The following is a 15,533-nucleotide window of genomic DNA, read 5'->3' on the forward strand; positions in this document are numbered from 1 at the left end:
CATAATCAGGCCAATGTGCTATACTCTATTAAGCCTTTATAATTATTATATACCACATTCCTGGTAAAAGTCCTCTTAAATTGACCAGAAAAAATTGCCGGGAAATACTCCCCGGCTGCATAGGTAGTCTAGGTGACAATTTTGGAAAAATCAGCGATTTGTCCCATAAAGTCTGAGATTCTTTTTAACAGAGCCAGACGGTTGTTTCTGACCTGCTCATCCTCAACCATGACCATGACTCCCTCGAAAAATTCCGCGATCACTGGTTGGAGGCTGGCAATCTTCTCCAGAGCGGGTATAATCCGCTCTTGCTCCAGATCAGCCTGAACCTTTTCCTGGATAGCCACCAGGACGTCATAAAGGGCTTGTTCCACCTTGTGCGCAAAGATATTAACGTTAACTTCTGAAGTCACGGCATTTTTCGCCAGATTGTTCGCCCGAGTAAAGGCCGTTAAAAGTGCGGCAAAGTTCGGCTGACTGCGGAAGACCTGGATGCCCTGACTTCTTAATTCAGCCCAGACCACATCATCATAACCGGCGGCCAGAACGGCATCAGCTACATCATATGTCACCCCGCGGTCCATCAAGATATTGCGGATCCGCTGGCGTAAGAACTCCTGAACTTCACGCAAGACATCTTCGCGCGTTAGCTTAGCCTTAATCTTATTTTCATACAGGCTGTAGGCTGTGTTGATCAAATCACTTAACGAGAGCTTCAGCTTTTGGTTGAGAATAACGTGACATATGCCCAAGGCCTGCCGGCGTAAAGCGTAAGGGTCCTGAGAACCGGTAGGCTGGATTCCAACGGCAAAGCAGCCCACGATCGTGTCAATTTTATCAGCAATACTCACCAGTGAACCAATTACGCTCGCTGGCAAGATGTCGCCCGCGTGTCGGGGTAGATAGTGTTCAAAAATGGCCTGGGCTACATTCGGTTTTTCGCCATTCTGTCTGGCGTAGTCGGCTCCCATGATTCCCTGGAGTTCGGGGAACTCATAAACCATATTGGTCACCAAGTCAGCCTTGGTTAGGTAAGCCGCCCGGTCTGCGTCTGCTAACTGCTCATCCGACAACCCGAGTTTTTGTCCCAGATAGCGGACCAGAACGCGAATTCGCTCAACCTTCTCGTAGACCGTCCCCAGGCTTTCTTGAAAGACGATCTTCTGCAATTTTTCCACGTTCGTGGCCAGCGGTGTTTTTAAATCCTCCTCATAGAAGAACCAGGCGTCAGCCAGGCGCGCCCGCAGCACTTTTTCGTTTCCAGTCTGGACCACACTCAAGTGGTCGGCCGTCCCGTTACGCACGGTAATAAACTTGGGAAGCAGGTTTCCCTGGCTGTCTAAAACGGGGAAATAGCGCTGGTGTTCCCGCATCGTGGTAATCAGAACTTCCCGGGGTAGGACCAAATAGTCTTCGCTAAACCCGCCACACAGGGCCGTGGGATATTCGAGGAGATGGGTGACCTCCTCCAGCAGTTCCTCGTCGGGTTCGACCCACCCCCCATGTTGGGCAGCCAGTTGCTGGATCTGGGCCCAGATCATTTCTTTGCGCCGGCGCTGGTCAACAATAACGTAGGCTTTTTCTAGCTTGGTCAGGTATTCAACCGGTTCTTTCAGGGTGAGAGGGCCCTGGCTTAAAAAACGGTGCCCATACGTTTCCCGACCGGTTTTTATCCCTTCCAGGTCAAAGGGAATCACTTCTGTTCCCCAGAGGGCAACCAGCCAGCGAATCGGCCGGGCAAACCGCAGTTCCCCATATCCCCAACGCATTGGTTTGGGGAAACTCAAGCCGGTGATAAGCGCTGGCAACAGGCGCGGTAAAACTTCCTCCGTTGGACTGCCAGTGGCTCGTTTGGTAGCAAATACGTACTCCCCAGCGCCAGTGTCTTTGACGACCAAATCTTCGACAGCCACGCCCTGGCTGCGGGCAAATCCTTGGGCGGCCTTGGTCGGCTGTCCCTGCTCATCGAACGCGACTCTTTTAGCTGGTCCTTTGACTTCCTCGACGAGATCACCCTGGCGTTCGGCCAGTTCTTTTATATACAGAGCTAAACGGCGCGGCGTCCCATAAGTCATCACTTCTCCGGCTGACAACCTTTCTTCTATCAAGGCTCGCTCAGCCAGGCTCTTGAGCTGGGCTAGCGCCGGTTCCATAAACTTGGCTGGTATTTCTTCCGTGCCGATTTCCATTAGCAAGTCCTTGCTCATCTAGTAATTCTCCTTTCCCCAGTCTAATACAACAGCTTCCGCGTGATTTATTTTCCGCTGGTCTTCTTCAGCAGCGGGTAACCCAGGCGTTCGCGCTGATCAATATAAGCCTGGGCGCAGACACGAGCCAAATTACGCACCCGTCCAATATAACTGGTGCGCTCCGTAACACTGATGGCGCCACGGGCATCCAGAAGGTTGAAGGTATGCGAACACTTCAGCACATAATCATAAGCTGGTTGAACCAGCCCGTGATTGATCACTCGCAACGCCTCTTTTTCATACATATCAAAAAGGGTAAACAAAGCGGCGGTGTCGGCGACTTCAAAATTATAGTGGGAGTAATCAACTTCACTCTGATGGTGAACGTCCCCGTAGGTGATTCCCTCTACCCACTCCACATCAAACACGCTGTCCTTTTTTTGGATGTACATGGCCAGGCGCTCCAGACCATAGGTAATCTCTGCACAGACCGGGCGGCAGTCAATCCCGCCGCACTGCTGGAAATAGGTAAACTGGGTAATTTCCATCCCATCAAGCCAGACCTCCCAGCCCAGTCCCCAGGCCCCCAGGGTTGGCGACTCCCAGTTGTCTTCGACGAAGCGGATATCGTGTTCTAAAGGATCGATTCCCAACCGACGCAAGCTGTCGAGATACACTTCCAGTACATTGTCAGGTGAAGGCTTCAGGATAACCTGGTACTGATAATAGTGCTGCAGGCGGTTGGGATTTTCGCCGTATCGCCCGTCGGTCGGGCGACGGGACGGCTCAACATACGCAACGTTCCACGGTTCTGGTCCCAGAGCCCGCAAAAACGTGGCGGGATTCATGGTCCCGGCCCCTTTTTCAATGTCATAGGGTTGTTGAATGATACATTTTTGTTCACCCCAAAATTGATTAAGTTGCATAATCAGTTCCTGGAATGTCATGATTATTCTTACCTCCCCCTCAAGTGCTTTAAAATGTAAAACCCCCCATCCGAGCAGCGTTAAAACTGCAGGGACGGGAGGTGTTCTTCCCGCGGTTCCACCCTGATTGGCCGTTATTTCTGTACGGCCCACCTTAATTAGAACATCAAGCTTTACTCACCCCAATAATGTTTCTGGAGCTTTCCTCTTGGGCTCCGGAGTGCCTTTCACTGTCTGGACCCACCGGGTTTCCACCTGCTCCGGTTCTCTGTCGAGTCACTGGACAGCTACTTATCTCCTTCATTGCAACATATTTTTTCTCTACTTTAGCAAATCTAACCTGACCTGTCAACCTTGATCAGGGTCACGCTTTTCTTCCGTTTCCTCTGGCCGTTCGACTTCCAGGGTACACTTATTGACCACGGCCGCAATTGTCCCAATCGCTCCCAGGATCGCCAGGGGAGCACTGGCCATTGCACCAACTAAACCCAGGACACCAACGTTAACCGGAATTTCCGCCAGTGTCTGGTCGTCTTTTTTCAATTTTAGCTTCGTGGTGTTACCCTTATGTAAAAGTGTTTTCAATTGAGCAACTAATTCTTCGCCTTTCTGCTGGAGCTGGTCATCCCAGCCCGGTTCATTTTCTTTTTTTTCCTCTAACATTACCAGCGCCTGGATCAGGTCGCCATTAGCCGCTTCCAGAACCTCTTTGGCTTCGGCATAACCCACGTCGAACCTCTGCCTGAGCACGTCTATTTTCTCCAGGGTAATTTCGCTTTTATCCACCTTAACCACTCCTTCGGCCACTAACTTCAAGTGACTTTACTCCAAATCTCCACTAACATTGTCTTACCCAACCAGCCCTGTTTTTATTCGCCATACCGTTCAGGTATTTAATTCTTGTTTCAGGTTGTTAATTACGGTTAAGGTCTGCAGTCTTTTTTCCAGATAGTATTCGAGATAATAGGGCAACAGGTCGCTGATTTCGCCGCGGCTGTACTCCAAAACCTTAATTCGTTCAAGTATCCGTGGGTCCACTTTCAACCACTGATTCATCAGGGCAACCGTTCCTGGCGTCACCGATTTGGCTTCACCATCGTAACTTAGACAATTGCGACAAAGGACTCCACCCCGGGCCGCACTAAATCTTAAAGGAGCAAGCAAAGGTCCCTCACAAGAAACACAGCACTCCAAACGGGGTTGGTAGCCTAATAAACTGGCCAAGCGTAATTCAAAAAAATGAGTCAAAATTGTCGGGTCAGCTTGCTCCATAAGATACATAATGGTCAGGGTCAGGTCAAACACATCCGCATGCGCTTCTTGCTCGGGGAGCATCTTATCTAAAAGCTCACACAGATATACGGCATGAGTCAGACGTTCCAGGTCTTCCCGCAAGAGCCGAAAAGCCTCCAGGGATTCGCTTTGGGTTACCGTATACAGGGTACTCCGGCCCGCATACAGCTGAAAGTGGGCATACATCAGCGGCTGTACCCCGGCCCGCAGCTTACTCTGCGGCTTCCGCACTCCCTTGGCAATTGCCTGAAGCCGACCTAGGCCGCGGGAAAACAACGTTAATAACAGGTCAGCCTCACCATAGTCTCGGGCCCGCAACACAATGGCTTCAGTCCGATAAAGCCCTCTGTTCATCATCCACCCCACACCGGCGAACTTCCGCCATGATCGCCACTCCAGCACTGGTCCCCAGGCGGTTGGCTCCAGCCTCCACCATGGCCAGGGCATGCTGGAGGGTACGAATTCCTCCCGAAGCTTTAACCCCAAAGGCCGGCCCCACAATGCTCCGCAAAAGTTTGACGTCGTCCACCGTCGCCCCACCGGGTCCAAACCCCGTTGAGGTTTTAACGAAATCTGCCCCCGCATCTTTAACCAACTGACAAGCGGTTACCTTCTCCGCCCGGGTCAAAAGCGCGGTTTCCAAAATCACCTTGACCACGATCGGTGGCGAGCATTCTCGCGCCACGCCAACTACCGCTTCAATATCCCGGCAAACAAAATCGTAGTGTCCGCTTTTCAATTTCCCCAAATTTATTACCATATCCAGTTCCGTTGCCCCGCAAGCAAGCGCCTCGATCGCTTCTCCGACTTTGGCTGGCGTGGTGGTTGCTCCCAGGGGAAAACCAATTACGGTACAAACCTTTACCGAGGTTGGACGCAACAAGCGAGCAGCTAAAGATACCCAGGTGGGATTAACACACACTGCGCCAAATCCGTACTCCTGGGCTTCCCAGCATAAGGAAGTCACAGCAGCTTCCGTGGCATCCGGCTTGAGCAGGGTATGATCAATCAATTTCGCCAGGTCCATTATGACCTCCATTTTATTCACGGTTAAAGCCAAAGGCCCGCAGGTAGGCTTCCCGGTTACGCCAGTCCTTTTTCACCTTGACCCAGAGCTCCAGGAAAACCTGGGTACCCAAGAGATTTTCTATATCCTGCCGGCTAAGTTGGCCGATATCTTTCAGCATCTTACCATTACGACCGATCAAGATCCCCTTTTGTGACTCCCTTTCGGTGTAGATGATCGCCCGAACATAAATCAGGTTATCGTTGCGCGGTTTGATCTCCTCAATGTCCACGGCGATAGAATGCGGCACTTCTTCCCGGGTGAGCAGCAAAACCTTTTCCCGGATTAGCTCCGCCATCACAAATTTTTCGGGTTGGTCAGTCACCACGTCCGCCGGATAGAACTGCGGCCCTTCAGGCAGGTACTGGAAAACAAGTTCTTCAAGACGACCTAGATTTTCTCCCGTCAGCGCCGAGACAGGAATAACTTCGGCAAACTCGCGGCGCTGCTGATAATCGGCGATGTAAACCATCAAGTCCTTTTTGCTGATCAGATCAATCTTGTTAACCACCAGGAAGACCGGTGTTTTGATTCCCTGGAGATTGTCCAGTATGTATTGCTCGCCGGGGCCAAAGCGAGAGGAGGCGTCAACCACGTACAAAATAAGGTCAACCTCCTTGAGACAGCGCTGTGCCACCTTAACCATATATTCGCCCAGTTTATGCTTCGGCTTATGGATACCCGGGGTATCGATAAAAATGGCCTGACCTCGACTGGTGGTGTACACCCCCTGGATCCGGTTGCGTGTAGTCTGCGGTTTATCCGAAATAATCGCGATTTTATGACCGACCAGGTGGTTGAGGAGTGTTGACTTGCCCACATTCGGCCGGCCGATGATGGAAACAAATCCTGAGCGGCCGCTCACCTTTTTCCCTCCCCGACTGATACTGATAATGAAAAGCTAGCTGGCAGCAATACACTAATCGGGCTTACTTCAAATTCACCCTGGTCATTGGCCATGATCACCACAATCTCGGAACCGAACTCAGCGATAAACTGCCGGCATGCCCCGCATGGACGACAGTAAGACGAAGTATCCCCGATAACCGCCAGACTGCAAAATTGTCTCGATCCCTCCGACACCGCCTTCACAATAGCTGTCCGTTCGGCGCAAATAGTGAGGCCGAAAGATACGTTTTCCACGTTGCACCCCAGGAAGACCCGGCCATCTACGGCCAGAAGGGCTGCGCCAACCCTGAATTTGGAGTAAGGAGCATAGGCAAAGTCACGCGCCTGACGGGCTAGATTTACTAGTTCGCTATATTCCATCTATAATCACCCTATCGTCTAACCTCATTCAAATAAGGGCTAAAAACCAGGAGACCAATCACGACAGCGTTGGCCGCCGCCACCAGGACGGCCCCCGCCGCCACGTTCTTGGCAATTTTTGCCAGAGGGTGATGCTTTGAAGTAACCAGGTCGATGGTCTTCTCAATGGCGGTATTGACCATCTCCATCACCAACACCAATGCGACGGCAAAAATAATGGCCACCCACTCCGTCCGCGTGAGACGGAGACAATAACCCAGGCCAACTACTACCACCGCCACGGCAGAATGAATACGCATATTGCGCTGGGTTCGCAGAGCGTAACCCACTCCCTCAATCGCGTAGCGAAAACTTTGGAGAAGCCGCCGCACCTCCACACTAAACCACCCGCTCTCACTCAATTTCTATTATAACACTATTCGCTAACTGTTCGTGGCAAGCTAACTTCCGTTAATATTTCTTCCTCCCGGCGACGCATCTCCGCCCGGGCAACCTCATCCTGATGGTCATAACCCAATAAATGGAGTAGACCATGGACCGTAAGATAAGCTACCTCTCGCTCCAGCGAATGTCCATACTCAAGGCTTTGCCGCTGAGCAGTTTCCAGGGAGATAATAATATCGCCCAGAACTAAGCCGGCTGTTGGATCATCAAACTCGGGTTCATCCGGGGATGATTCTTCCAGAGCAAAAGAAAGAACATCGGTTGGTTTGTCCAGTCCACGGTAATCGCGATTTAACTGCTGGATTCGTCGGTCATCGACCAGGACCAAACTTACCTCGGCTTGTGAGTCAACCTGTTCTCGCTCCAGAACCAGCTGCACAACTTGCACGAGCAACTCTTCCAAGCTGGCTGGCAAAGTAACTGTCTCCTGCTCATTCGTTAGCAGCAGCGACATTTTTCACCTTTCTCCTTTCCATTTCCTTGACCAGGTTTTCCGGATACTCTACCCGCGAGTGAAAAATCCCAGTCAAAACCCGAATAAAAGCACTCGCGATCAGGTCCAGGTCTCTAAACGTTAAGTTACACTCATCCAGTTGACCATCGTTCAACTTCTCTTTCACGATCTTGCGTACAAAACCTTCAATTCGCCCCGGGGTCGGCTTTTGGAGCGACCTTACTCCGGCCTCCACGGCATCGGCCAGCATGACCAGAGCCGCTTCCTTGGTCTGCGGTTTCGGGGCTTCGTAACGAAAACTCGATTCTACCACGGAATCACACCTGTCGCAATCAAGTGCCCGCTGGTAGAAATAAGCAACTAGGCTTGTTCCGTGGTGCTGTTCGATAATGTCAACCACCGGTTTGGGCAGTTGGTGTTCGCGGGCGAGTTCAACCCCGTCCTTAATATGCGAAGTAATGATCAGAGTACTGAGGCTAGGCGCAATCTTGTCGTGGGGATTTTCGCTTGAGATCTGGTTTTCGATAAAAAAGTAGGGCCGCTTTAATTTGCCTACGTCATGGTAGTAGGCGCCCACTCGAACCAGCAGCGGCTGGGCGCCAACGGCTTACGCCGCTGCTTCAGCCAGATTACCCACGATAATACTGTGGTGGTACGTACCAGGTGCTTCGACCAACAGCCGTTTCAACAGTGGTTGATTTGGACTAGCCAGTTCCAATAACTTGACCGCGCTCGTGATCCCAAACGCACTTTCCAAATAAGGAAGAAACCCGTTCGTCAGAACAGACGACAGGATGCCGTTAACCACGCCCATGACAGAACCCACCAGAATCATGGTCGTGGAAGACTCGTGGTTGATTAATCCCAAAGCAATAATAACGCCAATATTGACCAGACCGATATATATACCCGCTTTGGCCAGATCTGAGCTTTGATTGAGTTTGGATACACTGTAGATTCCGACAATGCCTCCTACCAGGGCTACCACAGCAAAAAACAATTGATTGCCCTCAGTCAAGATCCCAACAAATATGCTGAGGATCATCGTTACAAACACGGCTACTTTGGTATCTAATAAAATAGCGATCAGCATTGAACCCGCGGCGACTGGCACCATGTAGCCAACTAAAGAAGAGATTTCAGGGCGGCTACCGATCTGAATCGCTGTTACACCGCGGGCCGCCAGAAGAGTGATGATCACTAGAATACTGAGCAACACCAAACGTGATTCCGACTGCCAAATCGGCCGGTAGAATAAATACAAATACGCCATTGTCACCCCCATAGTGATAAGCACCAGCAAGCCTAAACCAATAAACGTCAGCCAGGGTGACTTCGTGCGCTGCAACCCAAGTTGACGCAAGACTTGGATGTCCTCCGGAGATACCGGATTCCCCTTGCGAACAATGATCTGGCCCTGTTTCACTGTCCGCTGCACTGGCAGAACCTTGTTCTGGGCTTCCTCAATTTTCCGTCGGGTGTCTTCTCGGTTGAGAATCATATTGGGCTGGACAACGCTCTGAGCGACCACCTCGACCCAAGTCCTGAGCTCCGAGCTGTTCTTCAAGCGTTGAACCTCAGCACTGATTTCCTGTCTCGCCGTGTCCAGGGTCTCCTCGGTAATAGTCTTACTCATGGCCAGTCCCAAAATACGGTCGGTCTCTACCTGAAGTTGATCTAAACCGCGGTCGTCGGCCCGGAGCAGACTTAATAAGACCCGGTCAGATAGCTTATCCCACCAACGTTGCTCTTTACCCAGTTCCGGCTGGAGAACCTCGCGCAGTCGTTTCACCTTTTCCTGTTCATTCAAGGACTGATCAGCCCTCACTGCCTTGACCTTTGCGTAGATAGAACTGACATTCTTCTGGGTATTCTGAAGAGCGCTGTCGTCCTGCTGATAGACTTTTTGCACGGCCGCAGCTGCCTGTTGCTTGAGTTCAGCCGTCTTGGCCTCATCAGTAAACACCATCGTCCGAGGAGCCGTAATATCCCGCGGACTGATCTGTCCGGGGACTAGATCATACTCATCCAAACTATAATTTGGTAACAGAATAATAGTAACCACAAGAAAAGCCAGCCCGGCCCATAAAATCTTCCGGCTGGTTGTATTGCGGAGTAGCATTAACCAGGGAATCTGAAAACTCTTCTGGAGAGTTTTAAGTATCGGCATTAATTACACCCCTTACACTATGCCCTCTGTTCCTCCTCGGCGTGAACCTCGTAAGCCCGGATGATCTTCTGCACCAGGGGATGCCGTACAGTGTCGAGAGCCGTTAAGTACTGGAATGATATACCTTCGACCCCCTTAAGGATATTTTGTACTGTTACTAGTCCTGAATACTGCCCCTTCGGTAAATCAACCTGAGTAATATCACCCGTAATTACTGCCTTGGAGCCGAACCCCAAGCGCGTCAAAAACATCTTCATTTGCTCAGGTGTCGTGTTCTGGGCTTCGTCGAGAATGATAAAGGAATCATTTAAAGTTCGTCCGCGCATGTACGCAAGCGGGGCGACTTCGATGATATTCTTCTGCATATAGCGTTGGGCAATTTCCAGGCCCAGGACGTCATAAATTCCGTCGTACAGTGGACGCAAATACGGATCGACTTTTTCCTGCATATCACCTGGTAGAAAACCCAACTTCTCCCCGGCTTCCACCGCAGGACGAACCAGAACAATTCGGCTGACCGTCTTGTTCCGTAAAGCCTCGACCGCCATGACCACCGCCAGGTAGGTCTTGCCGGTCCCCGCTGGCCCAATCGCAAAAACGATATCGTTATTCCGGATGGCCTGAACGTACTGTTGCTGTCCTAAAGTCTTGGCTTTAATTGCTTTACCACGGGTAGTCGTTAAGATAACCTCAGATAAGGCTTCGGTCAGGTTATTAGTCCGGCCTTTTCTTACCTGACTCAGGGCATAGTTGACATCGGAAATAGTGATAATATTACCCGCTTTCGCCAGAGCTAACAGCTGTTGAAACAGGGCAGCGGCTTCGGCAACTTCCTTTTCACTGCCGCTGATCACAACTTCTCCTCCCCGGGCAGTGATCCGCGCTGAGCAATGCTTTTCGATATACAGTAGATTCTCGTCGTATTGACCAAACACGTTGGCCGCATCTCCATTATTATCTACCGTAATCTTCACTTCCGTGTTTTCAGTCAATTAATTATAACCCCCTTATAATTATGGGCTATACAGTTTGCCGTATTTAATTATACACCAAAACCATTCCATCGTCACTAGCGGGCCGTTTTGCGTCGAATCTGGCTACCTTGAGTCCTTCTGGTCTCTTGATGGATCGGTTGGGGTTCAGCGATTTCCTCCAGTGCCTCGACTACGACCTTTACCCGCACCAGATAAGCGTCATTCGTGGGAATAACTTCACTGCGCTGGGCCAGAATCAGGCTGTCAGGTGGTAAAACAGATTTGATTTGCGTCAGGGCTTGTTCTTCAGCTAACAATTGCGTCTGGGTTGGACTATGCTCCCGGTGATAAATGACCACTTCCCGGAAGGTGGTTTTTAGTAGTCTCAGCGTTACCGGTTTGGGTTTACCGATCTGGTACTCCCACCGCCAGACTTCAGTTCGGTATACCGGGTAAGGTGAAATGTCCGGGCCTTTGAGGGTTATACAGTAGTTACCAATCTCGAGGTAGTAACCCGTCTGGGACCGGCCCGTCAATTGCTCATCAGTCTGAACCAGAGGCATTTCCGCATAGCCTTGATACCACACCCTGGCCCTAACGATCCCTTTGGCATGTACCAACTGGGGCTCCGGGCGCGAAGGCAGAGGAGTTGGCCCCTGACCCGGTGGACTGCCGGCGGGTGCCGGGTCAGGTTGAATCCTTCCAGAAATGAGCACCTGGCCTTTTTTAACCGTATCCCCTTCTTTAACTTGCGCCTGACCAACCATAACCAGAATTTCCTGGATGACCCCATCCTTAATCGCGACCAGATGGGCCGGAGTCCACTGGTCATCCTCCGGTATTATTACTTTCTCAGCGACTTCCACGATGGCCTTAGTCCCACGAAAATAGAGATGCACATAGTGGAGCTGGGGAAAGTGGTCACTGATCGTTTTTTCAATCGCAGGCAGATCAAGCTTCCACTTAGGGGTACCAACCTGAAGACCTATTTCAGCGGCAAGGTGTTGGATCTGCCAGGGGTCAAGCTTCTCGGTACCGGTTATTTCGATGAACCATATAAATGAGGACAATAAATAAAGGGCAGCGCAAAAAAGGACCCCGCCCAAGACTAGCATTTTTCTGCGTCTTAAACGTATAATCAGAAAAGGTAAGCCGTATTTACTCTTGATGCGCACTCGGCAGCGGGTACGGCGGGCCAGGTGCCGCATCGCCCGAAAGGCATCGATCCTCACTTTAGCTTCAGTTTTATCTTCGGTAATGCGAGTAATATCCCATAAGAAAATCCCTCGGGCAACCGCCATGTTGACAAAACGTTCGGGAAATGGTCCCTGGATCGAGATCAACACGTAACCCAGAATGTATGTCCACCAAGATCTTAAGGACAACGCTGTCACCCCCTACTCCCGGAAGGTCACTGCTTCAATTTTTCCATCGAGAGCGATCTCATCTGCCAAAATGTTCCGCAGCACCAACTGAGAACCCCTAATCTCTAATTCTCCCCGGTTGATACTGATTCTGACTTTTTCCGGCGCATATTCAATGATACCGCGGTGGTTTTCCACAAAAACCTGGATGTTGCCAATGATAACCACCTTGGGCAAATTGAGCGCGATGTCACGGGGCAAGTCGAAAAGTCCGGCCACTGTTTGCTGAACTTGTTCTTTGTGGTCCTTGATTGACACACCAACCCCTCCAATAACCGCATTTTTATCAAAATGTCCTGTCCCTTTCCAGTATTAATTTCTATTTCCCCTTCTTAAAGTCTATGCTAGTAATGGATTTAGCAGTACAAACCGTAGAAGATAAAAGCCCCTGGTGTTGTTATACCAGGAGCTTTCCTGATTAATGCAAAGTATTTGAAATAACTGGTAAACTGTTATCGCCGGTAGCTTGGGCGAAACGGCCGTCGACTCCTGGGCAGGGCCAGGACCTCGGCCAGAACGATCCCCGCCACCACCGGGTTATTTACCAGCTCGGCCGGCCAGCCTGTCACCTCGTTCACCACGCTTTTTAGCCCACTTGGCATTGACCCATCTGCTGCTCGGTTTACCATTGGCTGTTCTGGAAATCGGCCTTCTTTCTCCACTGGATCCACTACCGGTGCTTCTACTGGCTGTGCTGGGGGCCGCAGTTCCTGACTTGTCGGCAAGGAGATCGGACCCGCAGCCGGGGTCGGGTGCCGGCCAATCGGTGGGAGATCAGGAGCAGGCCATGGAAAGGGCAACCCCTTTCTCCGAGGAGCCTGTTCAGTTTGTCGTCGGCTGAAAAACCGACTGGCGATAATGATAATAAAGATCCAAATCCAGATGTCACCCAGAGGAAACACCCCCTGTCCCTATTTCTTGCTCCCGCCTTCTGAAGAGTCAGATTTCTGGCCGAGCCGGGAAAATCCTTCCCGCATCTGGGTATCGGCCAGTAGGTTTTGCAGATTGTAGTAGTCCATCACACCGAGCTTACCTTCACGAAGAGCCGCTGCTAGAGCCCGGGGTACCTCAGCTTCGGCTTCAACCACCTTCGCCCGCATTTCCTGAGTAGCCGCCTTCATTTCCTGCTCACGGGCGACGGCCATCGCCCGACGTTCCTCCGCTTTGGCTTGGGCAATGCGTTTGTCGGCCTCCGCCTGGTCAGTCTGCAGTTGCGCCCCAATGTTTCGTCCCACATCAACATCTGCGATGTCGATGGAAAGAATCTCAAACGCCGTCCCCGCATCGAGACCTTTCTCCAGCACAGTGCGTGAAATCAAATCAGGGTTTTCTAACACTGCCTTGTGACTTTCCGAAGAACCAACGGTGGTTACAATCCCCTCACCAACCCGGGCAAGGACAGTTTCTTCGCCGGCTCCACCAACCAGCCGGTCAATGTTCGCCCGCACGGTCACCCGGGCCACGACTTTAACCTCAATCCCATTCTTAGCCATGGCAGAAACCATTGGGGTTTCGATCACCCGAGGATTAACACTCATCTGGACCGCCTGGAGCACGTCGCGCCCGGCCAGGTCAATAGCCGCCGCCCGCTCAAAAGGCAGGGGAATATTAGCTCTTTCAGCAGCAATCAGCGCATTGACCACCCGATCAACATTGCCGCCAGCCAGATAATGAGCCTCAAGTTGATTCACTGTTACCTTCAAACCCGCTTTGTCGGCTTTGATCAGTGGATTAACAATCTTGGCCGGAGGCACCCGCCGCAGGCGCATCCCCACCAGGGTAAATAAGCCCACGTACACCCCGGCGGCCAGGGCAGAAATCCACAGCCCGACTGGCACAAAGGTGAACAAAAGAGCTACCGCTAATATAATCAGAACAAATACGAGCAGACTACCGACGAACAATTTACTTCAACCTCCCTTATTAAAATTTGGGGTCTAACGACTCACCTGATCGCCCTCGACTGGTCTCACCACCACGCGGGTTCCTTCCACCTGGACCACGCGCACCGAGGTCTTGGGCGGAATGAAACCACCCTCGGTAACAACATCCAGGCGGACCCCTTCAATTTCAGCCACGCCGGCCGGCCGCAGAATGCTGAGCGTAACTCCCGTTTTCCCCAGGTATTGGCTTAACTCTCGTCTTGGGGCCACATACCCGGCGGCGTTCTCCTGCCGGGTGCCCAGAATTAGCCGTGACCAGAGGTTGCGTTTTTTCATTACGCACCAACCGACAATTAACACCACAAGTGTCCCCACCAGGGCTACACCGAGAGAAAACAACGCTTCTGTCGCCGACCCGGCAGCCAGGAAGATACTGGCCACGATTGCCACTACCCCAGCCAGGCCGGTTATCCCCACGCCGGGTATAACCAAAATTTCTAAGAGCAGGAGAATTACCCCGCCGATAAAGAGAATAACGCTCTCCCAGCCAGCCAATCCTGCTAATAAATGGCCACCGAAATAAAGCCCCAGGGACAGAAGCCCTATTGTCCCGGCTACTCCCCAGCCCAGGGTGAAAAACTCCAGAACCAGACCGGCCAGGCCTACCGTAAGCAACAAGGGACCAACCACCGGTCCGGTCACCCAACCCGCCAGGGTTTCGGCTACGCTTGGCTGCAGAGTAACAGTCTCGAATTCGCTGGCCTCTAACTGGCGAAGCAAAGTGACGCGGTCAGACACAAGCCAGTCGGCGATCCCCAGAGACTGAGCCTGCTCCGCCCCCAGAGTTAATAGTTTCCCTTTTTCCACAAGACCTGGAATTTCGACATTTGGATCAGCCATCGCGGCCGCTATTTGCGGGTTGCGGCCGTTAGTCCGCGCCGTTTCCACCATCTCTGCCGTCCAGGCCGAAATGATTTTTTCATCGGCCCGTTGGTAGCCACCGGCAGTCAAGATAATCGGTTCAGCCGCGCCAATGGTCGTTCCCGGGGTCATCGCCACTTTTTTTCCAGCCAGCGTAATCAGGGCACCCGCGGAGAGGGCTCGGTGAGGTGTAACGTAGACCACCGTCGGCACTGGCGATTCTAAAATGATATCCCGGATTTTCAGCGCCGAGTCAATACGGCCACCGGGCGTATTAAGTTCCAGAATAACCCAGTTAGCCTTGTTCTGGATGGCTTGCTGGTACCCGCGGGCAATAAACCTGGCTATCCCCGGGTTGATCTCATCGTTAACCGGTATGACATAAACAAGCCCCCCGGGACGGCTCCACAGCGGCAGCACCATAGTTAATAGAAACGATATTATTACCAGAGCAATCACAACATATAGCAGGGCTTTTTGTGACTTTTTTCGCTGTTGTCGGGTAAAGAACGCCACGGAA

15 protein-coding genes, 1 pseudogene and 1 other annotated feature are annotated in these 15,533 nt (G+C 51.7%); all 16 genes and pseudogenes read right to left on the reverse strand.

Going from position 1 to position 15,533, the window contains the following annotated elements; all coding sequences use genetic code 11:
• Nucleotides 1-128: 128 nt before the first annotated feature.
• On the reverse strand, nt 129-2,207 hold the full coding sequence (locus HPY81_05150; protein NPV26840.1) for a glycine--tRNA ligase subunit beta: 2,079 nt from the start codon (nt 2,205-2,207) through the stop codon (nt 129-131).
• Between the two features lie 47 nt (nt 2,208-2,254).
• Complete coding sequence (gene glyQ / locus HPY81_05155; GenBank protein ID NPV26841.1) at nt 2,255-3,136, reverse strand: glycine--tRNA ligase subunit alpha; 882 nt, start codon at nt 3,134-3,136, stop codon at nt 2,255-2,257.
• A 66-nt stretch (nt 3,137-3,202) separates the two neighbouring features.
• Nucleotides 3,203-3,428, reverse strand: a binding site (T-box leader).
• 35 nt (nt 3,429-3,463) lie between these two features.
• Nucleotides 3,464-3,886, reverse strand: coding sequence for a DUF4342 domain-containing protein (locus HPY81_05160; protein NPV26842.1), 423 nt, complete (start codon nt 3,884-3,886; stop codon nt 3,464-3,466).
• A 114-nt stretch (nt 3,887-4,000) separates the two neighbouring features.
• Entirely contained in the window at nt 4,001-4,762 is a 762-nt protein-coding gene (recO, locus tag HPY81_05165) for a DNA repair protein RecO (GenBank protein NPV26843.1), read from the reverse strand.
• On the reverse strand, nt 4,737-5,435 hold the full coding sequence (deoC, locus tag HPY81_05170) for a deoxyribose-phosphate aldolase (GenBank protein NPV26844.1): 699 nt from the start codon (nt 5,433-5,435) through the stop codon (nt 4,737-4,739). The genes recO and deoC overlap by 26 nt, the downstream gene beginning before the upstream one ends.
• Nucleotides 5,436-5,448: 13 nt before the next feature.
• Nucleotides 5,449-6,339: a GTPase Era gene (era, locus tag HPY81_05175; protein NPV26845.1), complete on the reverse strand. Its 891-nt coding sequence runs from the start codon at nt 6,337-6,339 to the stop codon at nt 5,449-5,451.
• A complete protein-coding gene (locus HPY81_05180; GenBank protein ID NPV26846.1) occupies nt 6,336-6,743 on the reverse strand; it encodes a cytidine deaminase in 408 nt (135 codons plus the stop codon). Before HPY81_05180 ends, era begins: the two co-directional genes overlap by 4 nt.
• 11 nt (nt 6,744-6,754) lie before the next feature.
• Nucleotides 6,755-7,120: a diacylglycerol kinase family protein gene (locus tag HPY81_05185; GenBank protein ID NPV26847.1), complete on the reverse strand. Its 366-nt coding sequence runs from the start codon at nt 7,118-7,120 to the stop codon at nt 6,755-6,757.
• Between the two features lie 38 nt (nt 7,121-7,158).
• Nucleotides 7,159-7,641, reverse strand: a complete 483-nt coding sequence (ybeY, locus tag HPY81_05190; GenBank protein NPV26848.1) for an rRNA maturation RNase YbeY — start codon at nt 7,639-7,641, stop codon at nt 7,159-7,161.
• A pseudogene (locus tag HPY81_05195) lies at nt 7,619-9,811 on the reverse strand (HDIG domain-containing protein). Before HPY81_05195 ends, ybeY begins: the two are co-directional and overlap by 23 nt.
• 17 nt (nt 9,812-9,828) lie before the next feature.
• Nucleotides 9,829-10,803: a PhoH family protein gene (locus HPY81_05200; GenBank protein ID NPV26849.1), complete on the reverse strand. Its 975-nt coding sequence runs from the start codon at nt 10,801-10,803 to the stop codon at nt 9,829-9,831.
• Between the two features lie 77 nt (nt 10,804-10,880).
• Complete coding sequence (yqfD, locus tag HPY81_05205) at nt 10,881-12,170, reverse strand: sporulation protein YqfD (GenBank protein NPV26850.1); 1,290 nt, start codon at nt 12,168-12,170, stop codon at nt 10,881-10,883.
• A gap of 12 nt (nt 12,171-12,182) precedes the next feature.
• Nucleotides 12,183-12,467 (reverse strand): sporulation protein YqfC, encoded by a 285-nt coding sequence (yqfC, locus tag HPY81_05210; protein NPV26851.1) that lies wholly within the window; start codon nt 12,465-12,467, stop codon nt 12,183-12,185.
• Between the two features lie 194 nt (nt 12,468-12,661).
• The gene (locus HPY81_05215; protein ID NPV26852.1) at nt 12,662-13,009 is read right to left on the reverse strand and encodes a hypothetical protein; all 348 of its coding nucleotides are present in this window, start codon (nt 13,007-13,009) and stop codon (nt 12,662-12,664) included.
• Nucleotides 13,010-13,120: 111 nt separating this feature from the next.
• Nucleotides 13,121-14,113: a flotillin-like protein FloA gene (gene floA / locus HPY81_05220; protein ID NPV26853.1), complete on the reverse strand. Its 993-nt coding sequence runs from the start codon at nt 14,111-14,113 to the stop codon at nt 13,121-13,123.
• A gap of 33 nt (nt 14,114-14,146) precedes the next feature.
• Nucleotides 14,147-15,529 (reverse strand): nodulation protein NfeD, encoded by a 1,383-nt coding sequence (locus HPY81_05225; protein NPV26854.1) that lies wholly within the window; start codon nt 15,527-15,529, stop codon nt 14,147-14,149.
• Nucleotides 15,530-15,533 lie beyond the last annotated feature (4 nt).

Source organism: Bacillota bacterium (genome assembly GCA_013178045.1).
Lineage (GTDB): Bacteria > Bacillota > Ch66 > Ch66 > Ch66 > Ch66.

What these genes read in the sequence shown, in the direction of transcription:
- HPY81_05150 (NPV26840.1), bottom strand. Translation starts at nt 2,207, where the DNA reads ATGAGCAAGGACTTGCTAATGGAAATCGGCACGGAAGAAATACCAGCC.
- glyQ (NPV26841.1), bottom strand. Translation starts at nt 3,136, where the DNA reads ATGACATTCCAGGAACTGATTATGCAACTTAATCAATTTTGGGGTGAA.
- recO (NPV26843.1), bottom strand. Translation starts at nt 4,762, where the DNA reads ATGAACAGAGGGCTTTATCGGACTGAAGCCATTGTGTTGCGGGCCCGA.
- deoC (NPV26844.1), bottom strand. Translation starts at nt 5,435, where the DNA reads ATGGACCTGGCGAAATTGATTGATCATACCCTGCTCAAGCCGGATGCC.
- HPY81_05180 (NPV26846.1), bottom strand. Translation starts at nt 6,743, where the DNA reads ATGGAATATAGCGAACTAGTAAATCTAGCCCGTCAGGCGCGTGACTTT.
- ybeY (NPV26848.1), bottom strand. Translation starts at nt 7,641, where the DNA reads ATGTCGCTGCTGCTAACGAATGAGCAGGAGACAGTTACTTTGCCAGCC.